The organism is Pseudomonas sp. BJP69, assembly GCF_007633355.1.
Classification (GTDB): Bacteria; Pseudomonadota; Gammaproteobacteria; order Pseudomonadales; family Pseudomonadaceae; genus Aquipseudomonas; species Aquipseudomonas juntendi.
In genome coordinates this window covers 2,595,633-2,608,984 of the sequence record NZ_CP041933.1, presented here as the reverse complement: position 1 = coordinate 2,608,984, position 13,352 = coordinate 2,595,633, and the positions used below count along the sequence as shown (strand labels likewise).

The following is a 13,352-nucleotide window of genomic DNA, read 5'->3' as shown; positions in this document are numbered from 1 at the left end:
AACCAAGTGCTGGGCAGGTGGGGTTCATGGATCGCACTCAGTGCAAGGTGCCTGGTGGCCCAGTCCAATCACCGGCCTTACAAGCCAACATTGCGCTTTGTTGCGATCCCCAAACACCCTTTCCGCGACCGAAAGAATTTGTTCGTATCGTCCCAGGAAGCACCGATGCTCTGCGCTGCCAAGGGTGGCGAGCCACCGTATCCCACGGAGCTGCTGATCCACCTGCTGGTGCTCCTTAAAGATTTAAAAATTTAGCCGCCATCAGATAGCGAAAGCGGTGCTTACATCGCTTCCGGATAATATACCGACGATTGGACAATCGCCTACTTACTCGGAGGTTATTCGTATGACGGCTTGTAGGGCGGTTCCGAATAGAAGGTAAACAGCACCAGCTTCTCGACGGGCTCATAAAACATGATGACTTTTTCCGGGCCACCTACTTGATAAGAGCCCGAAGACACCGTTGCAACATGATAGAACGGGTGCCCGGAGGGGCCCTTGGGATACACGGGCGTAATTCCGTTACACTCCTCAGCATAGTACAGCGGCATGCCACGCATCCCTACCAGCCAGAGATCCACATCGCCGCCGATTTGTTCTACAAAGGGATACCGATCCCGGCCTTCCACGCCCCTTCCGGGATGAAGCCAGTAAGGGTCATAAAGATATCCTGTCTTGCGGTAGCCGTCACGAACAACCACAAAAGAGGAACTGCAGTCCTTGTAGCATTCAATCAACTCGGATCGAGCATACGGATAGGGGTCTGAAAGGTCTGCATTTTCTGCATGAAGGAAGAAATAACGAGGATCACCCATCAGGCGGTAACGACCGTCTTCGATTTTGAATCCGATCCAGTTTGTTTGCAGCAAGGCGGAATGATAGTCCGTATGCTCGGTAGCATAACCGACCAGACGATCTTCGCCCGGTTCAAGCGGACACAGCATATGCGCGTAACCAGACCACTCCCGATTAACCGTACTCAGATCAATACTGAAAAGCGGGTGCAGATGTGTGGCAAGGTCGGTTTGATCGGGAACAAAAACGAACTCAGGCTCTGGAAACATGTAAAAATCGGAAGGCTCCTGCGTGTAGTCAGGGCGTCGCGCGATCATCTCCCGGCATACATTTTTGAACGGATCACTATCTCGCCCCTCCTCCCTGAAATTCTTCGCAAGCTCGATAAAAATATTAAAATGGGCATCACTGAGGCTGGAAAGCTCTTTGGCAGAAAATTTGTAATTGTTGCTGTCATGCATCGACAGAACGAAGGATTGCAAATACTGTGCGGAGGCATCCCGCCCGTTGATCAATAAATCGGCATGTGTCTGAAAAGGCGATTCATACATGGCGTTACCGTCCGAGATATTTTAGGTAACCATCTGGAAAGACCTGGCAGGCCAATCGGAGCATTCCGATTGAACTACCAGACATAAACGACTTTAAACCGTTCCTGGATGTCAGTCCTGATTGATATGCGCCATCATGCCATTGACATCGACTGCACGTATGTACCGTGCTGGGTTGGCGTCATTGACGACTTCCTCAAAATGCTTTTCACCACAGAGGATTTTGGCACCCTCGACGTGGCGCAGATCGCCCCACCAGGTGCTGCCTTTGGTTTCCACGACGAAGTACAGTCTTTCCTTGCCTTCGTCATCGACGACCACCGCCCAGTCCGGGTTATAGGTGCCCAGCGGCGTTGGAATTTTGAACCAGGACGGCAGCTTCGCATAGACTTTCACGTCTTCGTTGCTTTCCAGCTGTACGGCAAAGTTTCTCTCTACGCCCGCCGAGTCATAGACGACATGCGTATAGACAGACTTTTGCGTTTCGAGGGTATTTTTCAAATAGCCCTTCAGCTCCTCCTGCTGGAAAAGCTCCTGTGCATAGAAGTGCTCGTCACCAATTTTGCTGTACTTAATGCCATCGACCAGCGCCAGACGTTTGGTGCGGTTGATGGCCTCTGAAGCAAAGTCGATGAACTGCTGCGGGTTGCGGGCGAAGTCCTGCAGGCGGCGGCTCTCGGTGAGGATTTTGACGATGCTGCTGCGGGTCAGTTGCGTCTTGTCCTGCAAATCCGTGATGATGTCAGGAAGCTCAATGTCATTCTCATGGATCGTCGTGAATTGAGAGGCGCCAGTTTCCTTGGTTGTCACGCCGCCTTTGCCTATCGCAATGTCAGCTTTCCGGAATTGCGCCCTGGTTTTGAGGATGGGTGGGCAATCCAGAATGGCTTTGGCACAATCAGCAATGAGCTTGTCATTGTTGAAATCGACCCGGTAGGTCGTCTTGTACTTGATACGCTCCCAGAGCGCCTTGAACTCCTCACTCTGAAGAACGGCCTCGCGGGTACGGATGGTTCTGCGGTCGTCCGCATTCTTGATATCGAGCTTGCCCGCGAGCTTCTTCAAAATGCGCAGGATGTCTTCTTCAGCTTCATCCGCCTTGCACCCAAGCTCGGCTTTAATATCGTCCGGCAGCTTGAAGCTGCCGTCTTTCAGAGCCGATCGAAGGCTGTCCTGGATCTTGCCTTTGGCATCAACAAAATCTTCGCTCTTTAGGAATTTCCGGATTTTGTCAGACTGCTCTACACCAAGCGGCGCTGCTTCGCCTTTATCGTTGACGATCAGCACCGTCGCGAACTGGTGAGACTCTACGATGCCAAAGCGGATGCCGGTATCTTCTTCAATCTCCTTCTGAAGGTTTTCAGCAAACTCTTCATAGCTCTCGGTGGCGATCACGGTGAGCGTGTTGATGTCAGAGCCACGCAGGCGCTGCCCTTCCTGGTTGACGCAGAGGCGCAAGCCCCGCCCGATGGTCTGGCGACGCTCCCGCTCAGTCCCCATTTCACGCAGGGCGCAAATCTGGAAAACGTTCGGGTTGTCCCAGCCCTCTTTCAGGGCTGAGTGGGAGAAGATGAATTTGAGCTTGGTGCTAAAGCTCAGCAGCTTTTCCTTCTCCTGCATAATCAGGTTATAGGCGCGCTCGGAGTTGTCGCGACCGGCTTGCGTGTTTTCCGCTGTCTCGACAAGCCTTGCCTTCTTGTCGATGGAGAAATAACCGTTGTGGACTTCGGCGGCATTTGTCTCCAGGTCGATTTCGTTGAAGAGGCTTCGATACTTTTCAGACTTCGCGAGCTTGGTATATTCCTCTTCAAACATCTTGGCATATTTGCCTTTGACCGCATTGCCGTCTTCGTCGTACTGACGGTAGTGCTCGACGCTATCGATGAAGAACAGGCTCAACACCTTGATAGGCTGCTTGTTGGCGGCAAAGGTCAGCTCTTTGTCGAGGTGCTCTTTGATTGTGCGGCGGATCATCAACCGCTTGATCTCATCCGGGTTGACACCGCCAATGGCCTCACCAGGAGTCAGGGTTTCGTCAAGCCCCGGCCCCTTGATCTGAACGGACTCGTTGTTTTTGCCACAGGTGATCGTGCCGATCTGCATGTTTTCGTAAATGGCGCGGTTAGCGATCTGCTCCAGATCGTCGCCATCTTCAACGGTGAGGATCTCGCGGCTGATTTTTTTGCCGCGCTGCACGTCGATCTCGACCTTTGCCGTAATCGAGCCTTTACGGTTGTGCGTGGATTCAAGTCTGACATAAGGCTTATTGTTAGCGCCCTCGATCTGAAGCGAGGCCACTTCAATTTGCTTCACCAGGCCGCGATCATAAGCATCGACAGCGTCAAGACGATAAACCATGTGGTGTTTATCGACGTGCGTTGCTGAGTAACGCAGGGTGCAGAGCGGGTTCATGGCATCCAGTGCCTTCTTGCCCTGCCCTTGCAGACCGCCATCCACGCTTTGCGGCTCGTCCACGATGATGATCGGACTGGTGGCCTTGATCAGGTCAATGGGGCGCTCACCGCCCGTGCTCTCATTTTCTTTATAGAGGTTGTTAACGTCTTTCTTGTTAATAGCCCCTACCGTCGTCACCATGATCTGGACGTTCGAGCTGGTGGCGAAATTGCGGACTTGCCCAAGCTTGGAGGAATCGTACAGAAAGTACTCGTAACCCTTGGCCTTTGGATACAAACCTTCAAAATGCTCACTCGTAATTTGGAGAGTCTTATAAGTACCTTCTTTAATCGCTACTGAAGGCACCACAATCACAAACTTGGTAAAGCCGTAGTTCTTATTCAGCTCAAATATCGTGCGCAGATAGACATAGGTTTTCCCTGTGCCGGTTTCCATTTCGACGGTAAAATCACCGCTCGTGAGATCACCAGCAGGACGCAATCCGTTATCGAGTTGGATAGTATGCAAATTATCGAGAATATCATCATCGAGCAGTTGCAGACGGTTGCCAACACCGAGCTCGCTTTCCGCCAGACCAAGCGAGGCCTGCGGCCCCGCATCTGGACGGTGGGTCACAGTGAATTCAGATCGCGAGACTTCTTGACCTTTAAAAAGTCCGATAACAGACGCAATCGCCGCCATCTGGTATTCAAGATTGTCTTCAAAATGCAGCTTCATCAGAGAAACTCCTTACAAGCTGCGCACGTGAGAAATGCCATTTTGTTCTAGAATGGCGGCCATATTTGTCTTCGCAATGTCATCGCTGAATGCGCTGTCACGGAAGAAAACATGTGTATCCGAGATCGGGTTCAATTCTCCATGCCACTTGAGAATCCCTTGTGCAACATTTTCAACATCCGCCCCGGTTATTGAGTGATCAAGACACGCGAACAGCACGCCGTAGCCGATACTAAAAATTTCTTTCCCGGATACAAGCCGACTTTTGACAGGAACAGCCAAATCGATACCGCGCTTAACTAGAAGCTCGTAGAGAACATCTTGCTCAGTACGCCCATCAATCAAATGTTCCTGATGAGACAGCAGAGTCTGCTCAAGGTCATTACGGTCTGGACTCCATGCCCGAATATTGGAGTTAGCAAGTTTAAAGACTTTAAACCCGGAATTTGGATGAGTCTTACCAGCAGTGCACCGTCTTAGCCTTTCCTTCGTAACATCAGATATGTTTAGCAAACCCAGCTTTCGAGCTGTAATTCCATGAGGCTTGCTCTCGTCGATAGCTTCTGGCAACTGCACCAGTATGAATCTAGGCTGTTCAAGATCAAGAACAGCTGCGCCGGTACTTCCAGACCCTGCAAAAAAATCTAGAACAATATCATCGGCATTGACACCAGACACCTTCATCATTCGCTTTATCAGCTCTGTAGGTTTGACTGTATCAAATGGAACCTCGCCATCGAACGTGACCTTTAACTCTTTTACACCAGACCTTGTAGTCCCAGAGTCTTTTGCGAACCAAATTGTTTCTGGTGTACGCCCGTCAAGATCAGCAAGGTATATTTTCCTGATAATCCTTGTTTCATCTTCACTGAAAAATATTTCCCCAGTATCAATTTTGCTACCAAGGGTCTCCTTACTCCACCGCCACCCGTTATCAGGCGGATTAATTACTTTCCCTGACGGAGTTGTAATTGGGTATTTCAGGTTTTTTCGATACAGTGCATTCCTGACGTCGCCTGTCCGCCAGTCACCCTTGGGATCATTATCTGGATTGGAGTAGGCTTTATTGTCCTCATCTGTTCTCTCAAGCGACATGAGCTCGAAATCTTCAGATTTTCTATACATCAAAATATGGTTATGATGCACAGAAAATATTCCAGAATATCCTTTCGGCTGGACACTATGCTGCCATATGATATTTGTGATGAAATTTTCCTCACCGAAAATTTCATCACAAAGCATTCTCAGTCTCGGCGCTTCATTATCATCAATAGATATAAATATTGCACCATCATTCCTCAACAATGACTTCGCCAACTTTAGCCTTGGATACATCATATTGAGCCAGTTCGTATGGAATCGACCAGAGCCCTCAGTATTACTGGACAGCTTCAAACCCTCACTACTCTTTTGCCCAGTGTATTGCAGATACGTATCTAAATTATCCTGATATTTGTCCGGATAAATGAATTCATTTCCGGTATTGTATGGCGGATCAATGAATATCATTTTGACCTTTCCAGCGTAGCTCTTTTGCAAGAGCTTCAACACTTCAAGGTTATCGCCTTCAACAAAGATATTTTTTGTCGTATTCCAATCGATACTCTCTTCCGGGCAAGGCAGCAGAGTTCCCGTCGATGGCGTTAGCGCTATCTGACGTGCTTTCTTCTTTCCATGCCAGTTCAGGCCGTACTTTTCTTCACTCTCATCAACGGCTCCGGCGTCACCCAGAAGCTGCCGCAGCGTATCAAAATTTACACCACCTTCTCCGAAGGCCTCAGGAAACAAGCTTTTGAGCTGCTCAATATTTTCACTGACGATGTTTGCAGTCTCACCGTCCTGTAGGGTAACTAATTCCATAGCGGCCTTACTCATCAGATGCTCTCTCTAATTTTTTCAATTACGTCATTGATCTGTTTGATCTTGGTATTCAGCTCAACCTGCCGCCCCATCTGCTTCTCTTTTTTCAGCTTGTTGGCGATCTCTGTCTTTTGCAGGTTGAGCTTTTCAAGCTCACGGAGCCGCTCAAGACGGCTCTCATTGGGTTTATTTTCTATATTGTCGGTCACGTCTCGTTCATAGCGTCCGCTATGGGCGGCACAGTTAATAGCTATGACACGTTCGGTCAGGCTTTTATAGAAACTAAGGAAATTGGCGAAGGAAAAACTGTTGATATGACAGTCTTCCAAAAATCCTGCCTGTGCCGCTGTTGGCGCGGCCAGGTCGATCCAATCCGTGTAAAGGGGGTCTTCGACCACCCATTTTTCCTTGTCCGCCTGGTTGATGCGCTTGTCGGACACGCTGAGACAAATCTGGTTGCCTTGCGTGAACAGCAGAATGAGCGGATATGGGATCGACCGCTGCATGAAGTTCGCGATCCGCTTCAGCCGCTTGGCCGAAGTCAGATCGACCTGAAGCATCGCGATTTCAGAGAAGTCGCGTTCGCTATCAACATAGGCCGCGATATTGATCGTGGCGGCTTTCAGGGTGTAGAGCCAACGGATCTTATCAACGTCGTCCTTCAGGGCCGTTTTATCGGCGATGTCCAGCACCCCGTTTTCAAGAAAGAGCTTCTTGAAAACAGGCTTGTTCAATTCACAAGACCTGGGAATTGAAAGATGGTCGATGAAGGCTTCCAGAGTACCTGGCGTCATAGCGTGTGCTTGCCTTACGGAGCGTCCGTGATGATGAGGTAGGTTACAACAGCAAAGTCCTCAATGCCCTGGCTGCTGATCGCGGTCAGCACCGTACCGCCTTTCGTGAAGAGGCTTTGTACGCCCTTTTCTTCGCTCTTGCCTGCAATGCTATCCACCGCGACGGCGATTAGCTGCTGGTAGTGCGCCATGTCGGAACCATTCCTTGTACGGTCGTTTACCTGCCCGGCCGCCTCCTCATCAACAGCTGTCGCCGAGAGACCGTGTTTCTTCAGAAGGTCGAGTACCTTCTTGCTTTGCGTGAAGTTGAGCTCGACGACGGCTTCGTCCGTGACATAGACCAGGAAGAACGGCGCAAGCGGATAGTTCTCGTCCACCTGGACGGCGCGATGACCATCCCTGATGCTCTTCAAGCAGAAGATGACGCCGGGCTTGAGGCCGTCAGCTTTGAGATCGGCATCAATGGTGACTGCCGCATAGAGGCCGTGGGGAGCCTGCGCCAGCTGGTGCAACCCCTTCTTCATGTAGCCCGAAAGATCCATGCGGAAGTCGTTCAGGGTTAAGTCGGTGATGGAGACGCCACCCGCCATGTCTTCCAGATCGACCACGGCATCTTTGAGTTGCTGAAGCTGCCTGCGTCGATATTCCAGGTCGTTCATTTCCTGGGCGTTGGCGTCGATGACGTTTTCCTCGCCCGTGGCCGAGACATCCAGAAGCATCATGCGGCCTGCCACCCGTGCTTCCAGATTGATGTATTCGTCCAGCTCCATATTCGGCCAGAAGTTGATGAGTTGGATTCTGGTATTTTTCGAGCCCAAGCGATCAACGCGACCAAAGCGCTGGATGATCCTGACCGGGTTCCAGTGAATGTCGTAGTTGATGAGCGTGTCGCAATCCTGAAGGTTTTGACCCTCGCTGATGCAATCAGTGGCAATCAGCAGGTCAATCTCAGCCTTCGCGTCGGGATCAATCTTTCCGCGCTCCTTAGACACAGGGGAGAAAGCTGTCAGGAGGTTGTTCAGATCCGAGCCTGCTCCGGCAAGGGTCGTCTTGTTGGTGCCGCCCCCCGTGATGAGGGCACTGTGGATACCTAGTTCGTCCCGCGCCCAATCGACAAGATGGGTATAGAGGTACTTCGCGGTATCGGCAAAGGCCGTGAAGACGATGACCTTCTTGTTTCCCGGATTAAGGGGCTCTCGGACTTTTTGGGCAATGACCTCTTTAAGCCTTTCGAGCTTTGCATCGCGTGGCGCACCCACGGTTTGCGCGGATTCGACGATAGTGGTCAGGAAGATCCTGTCCGCCTCCAGCTCCTGCCGGAACCGGATGAGATCCATGTCCTGGAGCAGGACGCGGGTTTTATTGCCGATCATGAAGGGCTCAAGTTCCGGCGAGTCCATTTCAAAGTCGTGAATATCCTCGATATTCAGTGCTTCGATGTCGCCGCTTTCATGGGCGTCGATTTTCTGCAGCAGCGCTACCACCTGCGCCAGCAGTTTTTGGGAGGTGAGCGTGAACGAGCTGATCGAGCTCTCCATGCGCTTGAGCAGGTTCACCCGCATCAGGTGGATCAGGCTCTCTTCCCGGTCGACCTGCTTGAACACGCCCTTGCCATCGCCCACAGCGTTGTCATAGCGCCGCGCGTACTCATCCTTCTTGTCAGTCCGAACGAACTTCATCGGCGAGTAGCCTGCGAGCGACAGCCTGCGGATTGTCTTGTTCACTTCCTTGAGCGGCGGAAATTCGTGGGTGGCATCGATGTCCGCATAGATGTTCTGCGGTGGCAATCGCACGGGGAACTGGCCGATATCTGCCGTGCCGTAGTATTTCTGAATATGCTTGCGGGAGCGCGCGATGGTGACGATATCGAGCAGCTTGAAATAGTCAAAGCTCATCGTATCCAGCAAGGACTCGACGCTACGGCTTTCAGGCGGTTGCTTGACCCACTGGTTGAACTGCTTCTGAGCCAGGCGCAGTGTGCTTTCCACATTTTTAATGCCGACATCGCTGAAGGCGTCATCACGCCCCTCGGTGATGAAGGCGACCTGATTCTTCAGGTCGTTCATGCGGTTGTTTACCGGCGTGGCGGAGAGCATCAGCACCCTGGTCTTCACACCTGACTGGATGATGTCCTCCATCAGGCGGCTATAGCGGTTTTTGGTGCCTTTGGTGGGGTTGTTGTTGCGGAAGTTGTGCGACTCGTCGATGACGACAAGGTCGTAATTTCCCCAGTTCAGGGTTTCGAGATTGATCTCGCCGGAGCTGCCTTTCGTGCGCGACAGGTCGGTATGGTTCAGGACGTCATAGTTGAAGCGATCCTGGGCCAGCAGGTTGCGCTTGTCGTTAATGGTGTAGATCGTCCAGTTGTCCCGGAGCTTTTTCGGGCATAGCACCAGCACACGGTCATTACGCAGCTCGTAGTACTTGATGACGGCCAGCGCCTCAAAGGTTTTGCCCAAACCGACACTGTCGGCGATGATGCAGCCATTGTGCTTTTCGAGCTTGTCGATAGCCCCCAGTACGCCGTCCTTCTGAAACTTGTAAAGCTTGTTCCAGACAAGGGTGTCCTTGAATCCGGTCTTGGTCTTGATGATGCTGTCTTCATCGATGTCATCGAGGAAGTCTTTGAAAATGTTGTAGAGCGTCAGGAAGTAAATGAAGTCGCCCGGCTGGTCGGCGGCGATGAACTCCAGCTTCTCAAGGAGCTCATCCTTGATGTCGCGCGCTTTAGGGGCGTCCGACCAGACAGAGTTAAACCAGGACAGAAGCTGCTTGGTCGTTTCCGGCTCGTTGATACCGGTATTCATCAGCGGGGTGTCAACCTGAACTTCACCCAGACCTGCAGGAGTGAAGGCAGAACTGCCGTGGATGGCAAAACTCCCCTGACTACCGTTTTCGACAAGAAACATGTTCTGGGCCGCATTGGCTGACCGCACATCGGCCTTGCTGGCGAGCCATTTAGCGCACTCTCTGGCGATGCGTTTCTGATCAAGCTGGTTCACAAGGCGCAGGTCAGCATCCGACCCGATGAGCGCCTGAAGCGGCGAGCCTTCCCAGTCAGACAGTAGTAGCCTTGCCCCATCGATGCGGGAAAGCTCCTTTTTGAGCGCCGAGAAGCCATAGATGGTGAATAGGCCTGAAAGCACGGATAGCTTCGATCCTGCGGTAAGGTGATCGCGCAGCGTGTTCCCAACATGACCGTTATTTCTGTTGTCCAGTAACAAAGCTTGTCCACCCTAGTTCAAGTGCGATTTTTGGTCGTTTGCTGGTCGATCCAGTCTTCTATAGCGTTTTTTCGAAACCGCCAGCTTCCCCCGACCTTGAAGCCAGGGATTTTCCCTTTGGCGGCCAGACGATAGGCTGTCTTCTCCGCCAGCTTCAGGTACCCGGCCACTTCCTTCAGGGTCATTATGTCTTCAGGCATTTCACCGCCCCCTATTTTGAGCTTGAGAGAATAGGGGAAAATCGGGGAATCAACAATCGCGACCTGACCTCACGACAGTGAGGCTAGAACGCCTTTCGCGTACTTCACCTCAGCCGAATTGAACATGAGAGATCAGCTTCGCCTGCGCGGTGAGCCCTACCCTCTTCCATGGCTGGGTCGCTCAACGAGAATCAGTTCTGCAGCAGGTGAATGCGCAGCATGGTTTCCAGTGGATACGGCTTGCGACCACCGCCAACCTTTGGGTAATGCGGCTCGATCAATGCCACCAAACCGCTCCACGGCACCACCTGCTCCATCTCGGCCAGGAAACGCTCGCGACGGGTTTGCTTGCGCTTACCGGCGTACTCGGAATCGGAGAAGCTCATCTGACTCATGGGATGGAGGGCTTGTAGAGGGCAGTTGGACGGAGGGCTATTTCAGCACAGGTCAGATGACTTGTGCTGACTTGATCGGAGAATCCTTAGTTCGCAAATCTTCAGAAATTTGAGCTGCACTGCCTGTGCTACTGATCCAGCGCACCGACTCCACCCCCGGTTCCTTGCAATTATCATATCGTTCAAGATGAGCAATGAATGCGCGTCGCGCTTGGTCATAATTGCTACGCTCTTGATTGAGATTCCATGTCACCACATAGACAGCCATTACGTTACTCCTGTTAGCGTTGTTGTTGGCTGCTTGAGATTGAGCGATTGCCCACCATCACTTCAATAGCGCAGAGTGTTTTCTGGGGGGGGGGGGGGCGATATTTTGGCGACAACAATCGATACATTTGCATGCATCCTACACGCGGTGCTTGGACGAGACAGGACTATTTTCATTCGCCCACGGTTTTGCATCAAAAAAAATATTGCTGCTTATAGAAAAATTATAAATCCAAGAGTGCAGCAGTAGCCAACACTACTTCAGGATGGATTAAGCCCCGTTCGCACACCACGGGAAAGGGCCTTTCCGCCCCTTCCCGACACGACGTTTAATCAGAGATCAGCGTATGCAACCAATTTTAGCAGCAGCGCCTATTAGCTTGTCGGTAATGATAATAACGCGGATATTCTCGTCCATATTCTTGTTAGCTGCGTAACCGTAAGCCTGAACAACCAGATTGTCACACATGCCCCCAGCGCGCGACATATCGTCCATGGCCAATGCCGCTCTCTCAGCATCATCACTGCCGGAGGCCATCGAAGCATGATGGGTTTTTCGAAGCTGAGCGGGGCTATGGGCAAACCGGTACTCCTGGAGTGGGCCGGAGATCTTGTTCCGCAGTTCAACAGTTTCAGTCGAGGTGCCTCTGGCTTGCTCAACCTGATTCAGCAATCTTTCAGCCATATCCAGCGATTTAATATCGCTCAGATCCGCTGCATTGGCGGTTGCCAACGCCAACTTGGCGTCCATGTTGCCCAGCTCACTGGATTGTTGAAGGAGGCTGAGATACATGGTTCTCGACTCATCCGTTAGCTCATTCGCCACCCGCAGGGTTTGTGACTGAGTGTACAGGTCAGCCCCCAATTGAACGTCAGTCTTAATGGGCGTTCGCGCGCGCTCGGCCTCATTCTTTCTGAGCTGCACGAATGCGCACCGATAAAATATTTCCGAGCTTTGCTGTTCCGACTCATCAGGTGACTTGCCGGCAGCTTGGGCCTTGTTGCAGATACCGTAATACTGACTGTTAAAACTTTCATGCTTACTCACAATTTCTTGAGTACGCGATTTTGACACGCCGGCCAGCGACGCTTTGAAGCTGGTTGTATGGCGGATTTGTTCAGCATTCAGGGCATTCGACATACACTGATTTTTTTGAAGCGCCGTTGGATCGCTCTTGTAATCCATGCAAGCCGCATAGGGATCGGCAATTTTTAGCCCTATCGAAGACAGCTCGGTGAGCATGTTATTTCGACGCTCCAACGACCGCTCACCTGCAACCACAAGCTGATCGGAGGCCGCTTTCTCAGCGAGAATTTTATCGTCCCTAACCTTGCTGATAGGCAGACCTTGATTGAGGAGATACGGCATTTCTCCGTCAATCCGCTTCAAGAACGCATCATAAGCCCTAGCAACCTCCCTGTACCGCCACGTGTCACACAATGTGGCGAGTGCCTGCCTGGCAGGAAGGATTAGCCCTGCTGCAGTGGACGCCGCTTCTATGGCAGCTTGGTCAGACAGTCCTGGGTTAACCCATTTCGGCCCACGGCTACGCAGGTACTGCGCCAATATACCGCTGTACAAATGTGCGACACCAATTCCGCAGGACTTCTCATCAGCCTTAAAGTTTTTATCACCTATCACACTGGTTAGATAGCTTTTAAACATCTCACGAGCTTGCTGGGGATCGGTCGCCAGGCGTGTATACGGCACATTCACACCCTGCTTAGCTATGGTGGCTGCAATCACAGCGCTGTTGCGATAGACGTCGTGCGGGACACCCTGCTCAACACCTGGGTCGAGCGTACCGAGTGAGCGCCAAGCCGCAGGCTCCGTGAGAAAACTGACAAAAGATGCCATTTCTTCTTCGCCTTTTGCCACGGCTTGCTGTATAGCTACCAAAGTAAAAGCGGCCAGCAAAATCTTACGGATCAATTCATTCTTCCTTGGGCTGAATGAGCTTTTTAGTTGACGTCGACGTCACACATTACTCGACGGTGGCATCTCTTGAATGCCTTGTGAACTCGACAAAGGTGTCGGCAGGATTATCAACAAATTGAGGGGTTAAGCAAATAAGCCCTTACTGGGCGCCTGGACGCACCTTCCCCCAGAAATGGCAACGCTCACGAACCATGT

Annotated in this window: 9 protein-coding genes and 1 pseudogene; 1 reads left to right on the top strand and 9 read right to left on the bottom strand. The window is 51.6% G+C overall.

What is annotated here, in order from left to right; translation table 11 throughout:
• Positions 1–54 precede the first annotated feature (54 nt).
• Positions 55–255, top strand: coding sequence for a hypothetical protein (locus tag FPB55_RS12015; protein WP_144188268.1), 201 nt, complete (start codon positions 55–57; stop codon positions 253–255).
• A gap of 83 nt (positions 256–338) precedes the next feature.
• On the opposite strand, the gene FPB55_RS12010 is transcribed toward FPB55_RS12015, so the two are convergent.
• The 9 genes and pseudogenes from FPB55_RS12010 to FPB55_RS11970 form a co-directional block, all read right to left on the bottom strand.
• Positions 339–1,346 (bottom strand): hypothetical protein, encoded by a 1,008-nt coding sequence (locus FPB55_RS12010; protein ID WP_232892301.1) that lies wholly within the window; start codon positions 1,344–1,346, stop codon positions 339–341.
• A gap of 111 nt (positions 1,347–1,457) precedes the next feature.
• Complete coding sequence (locus tag FPB55_RS12005; protein WP_054890530.1) at positions 1,458–4,478, bottom strand: DEAD/DEAH box helicase family protein; 3,021 nt, start codon at positions 4,476–4,478, stop codon at positions 1,458–1,460.
• Between the two features lie 12 nt (positions 4,479–4,490).
• A complete protein-coding gene (locus FPB55_RS12000) occupies positions 4,491–6,353 on the bottom strand; it encodes a site-specific DNA-methyltransferase (RefSeq protein WP_232892302.1) in 1,863 nt (620 codons plus the stop codon).
• Entirely contained in the window at positions 6,353–7,132 is a 780-nt protein-coding gene (locus FPB55_RS11995; protein ID WP_054890531.1) for a DUF4391 domain-containing protein, read from the bottom strand. The genes FPB55_RS12000 and FPB55_RS11995 overlap by 1 nt, the downstream gene beginning before the upstream one ends.
• A gap of 14 nt (positions 7,133–7,146) precedes the next feature.
• Complete coding sequence (locus tag FPB55_RS11990) at positions 7,147–10,356, bottom strand: helicase-related protein (RefSeq protein WP_054890532.1); 3,210 nt, start codon at positions 10,354–10,356, stop codon at positions 7,147–7,149.
• 17 nt (positions 10,357–10,373) lie between these two features.
• Complete coding sequence (locus FPB55_RS11985; RefSeq protein ID WP_054890533.1) at positions 10,374–10,556, bottom strand: helix-turn-helix domain-containing protein; 183 nt, start codon at positions 10,554–10,556, stop codon at positions 10,374–10,376.
• Positions 10,557–10,750: 194 nt separating this feature from the next.
• A pseudogene (locus tag FPB55_RS11980) lies at positions 10,751–10,951 on the bottom strand (IS5/IS1182 family transposase); the annotation flags it as partial.
• A gap of 52 nt (positions 10,952–11,003) precedes the next feature.
• Positions 11,004–11,219 (bottom strand): hypothetical protein, encoded by a 216-nt coding sequence (locus FPB55_RS11975; protein WP_144188266.1) that lies wholly within the window; start codon positions 11,217–11,219, stop codon positions 11,004–11,006.
• A gap of 339 nt (positions 11,220–11,558) precedes the next feature.
• A complete protein-coding gene (locus FPB55_RS11970) occupies positions 11,559–13,151 on the bottom strand; it encodes a hypothetical protein (RefSeq protein WP_054890507.1) in 1,593 nt (530 codons plus the stop codon).
• Positions 13,152–13,352: the final 201 nt, after the last annotated feature.

Excerpts from the sequence above, each read along its gene's own strand:
- FPB55_RS11985 (WP_054890533.1), bottom strand. The coding sequence starts at position 10,556 with ATGCCTGAAGACATAATGACCCTGAAGGAAGTGGCCGGGTACCTGAAG.
- FPB55_RS11995 (WP_054890531.1), bottom strand. The coding sequence starts at position 7,132 with ATGACGCCAGGTACTCTGGAAGCCTTCATCGACCATCTTTCAATTCCC.
- FPB55_RS11975 (WP_144188266.1), bottom strand. The coding sequence starts at position 11,219 with ATGGCTGTCTATGTGGTGACATGGAATCTCAATCAAGAGCGTAGCAAT.
- FPB55_RS12005 (WP_054890530.1), bottom strand. The coding sequence starts at position 4,478 with ATGAAGCTGCATTTTGAAGACAATCTTGAATACCAGATGGCGGCGATT.
- FPB55_RS12010 (WP_232892301.1), bottom strand. The coding sequence starts at position 1,346 with ATGTATGAATCGCCTTTTCAGACACATGCCGATTTATTGATCAACGGG.
- FPB55_RS12000 (WP_232892302.1), bottom strand. The coding sequence starts at position 6,353 with ATGAGTAAGGCCGCTATGGAATTAGTTACCCTACAGGACGGTGAGACT.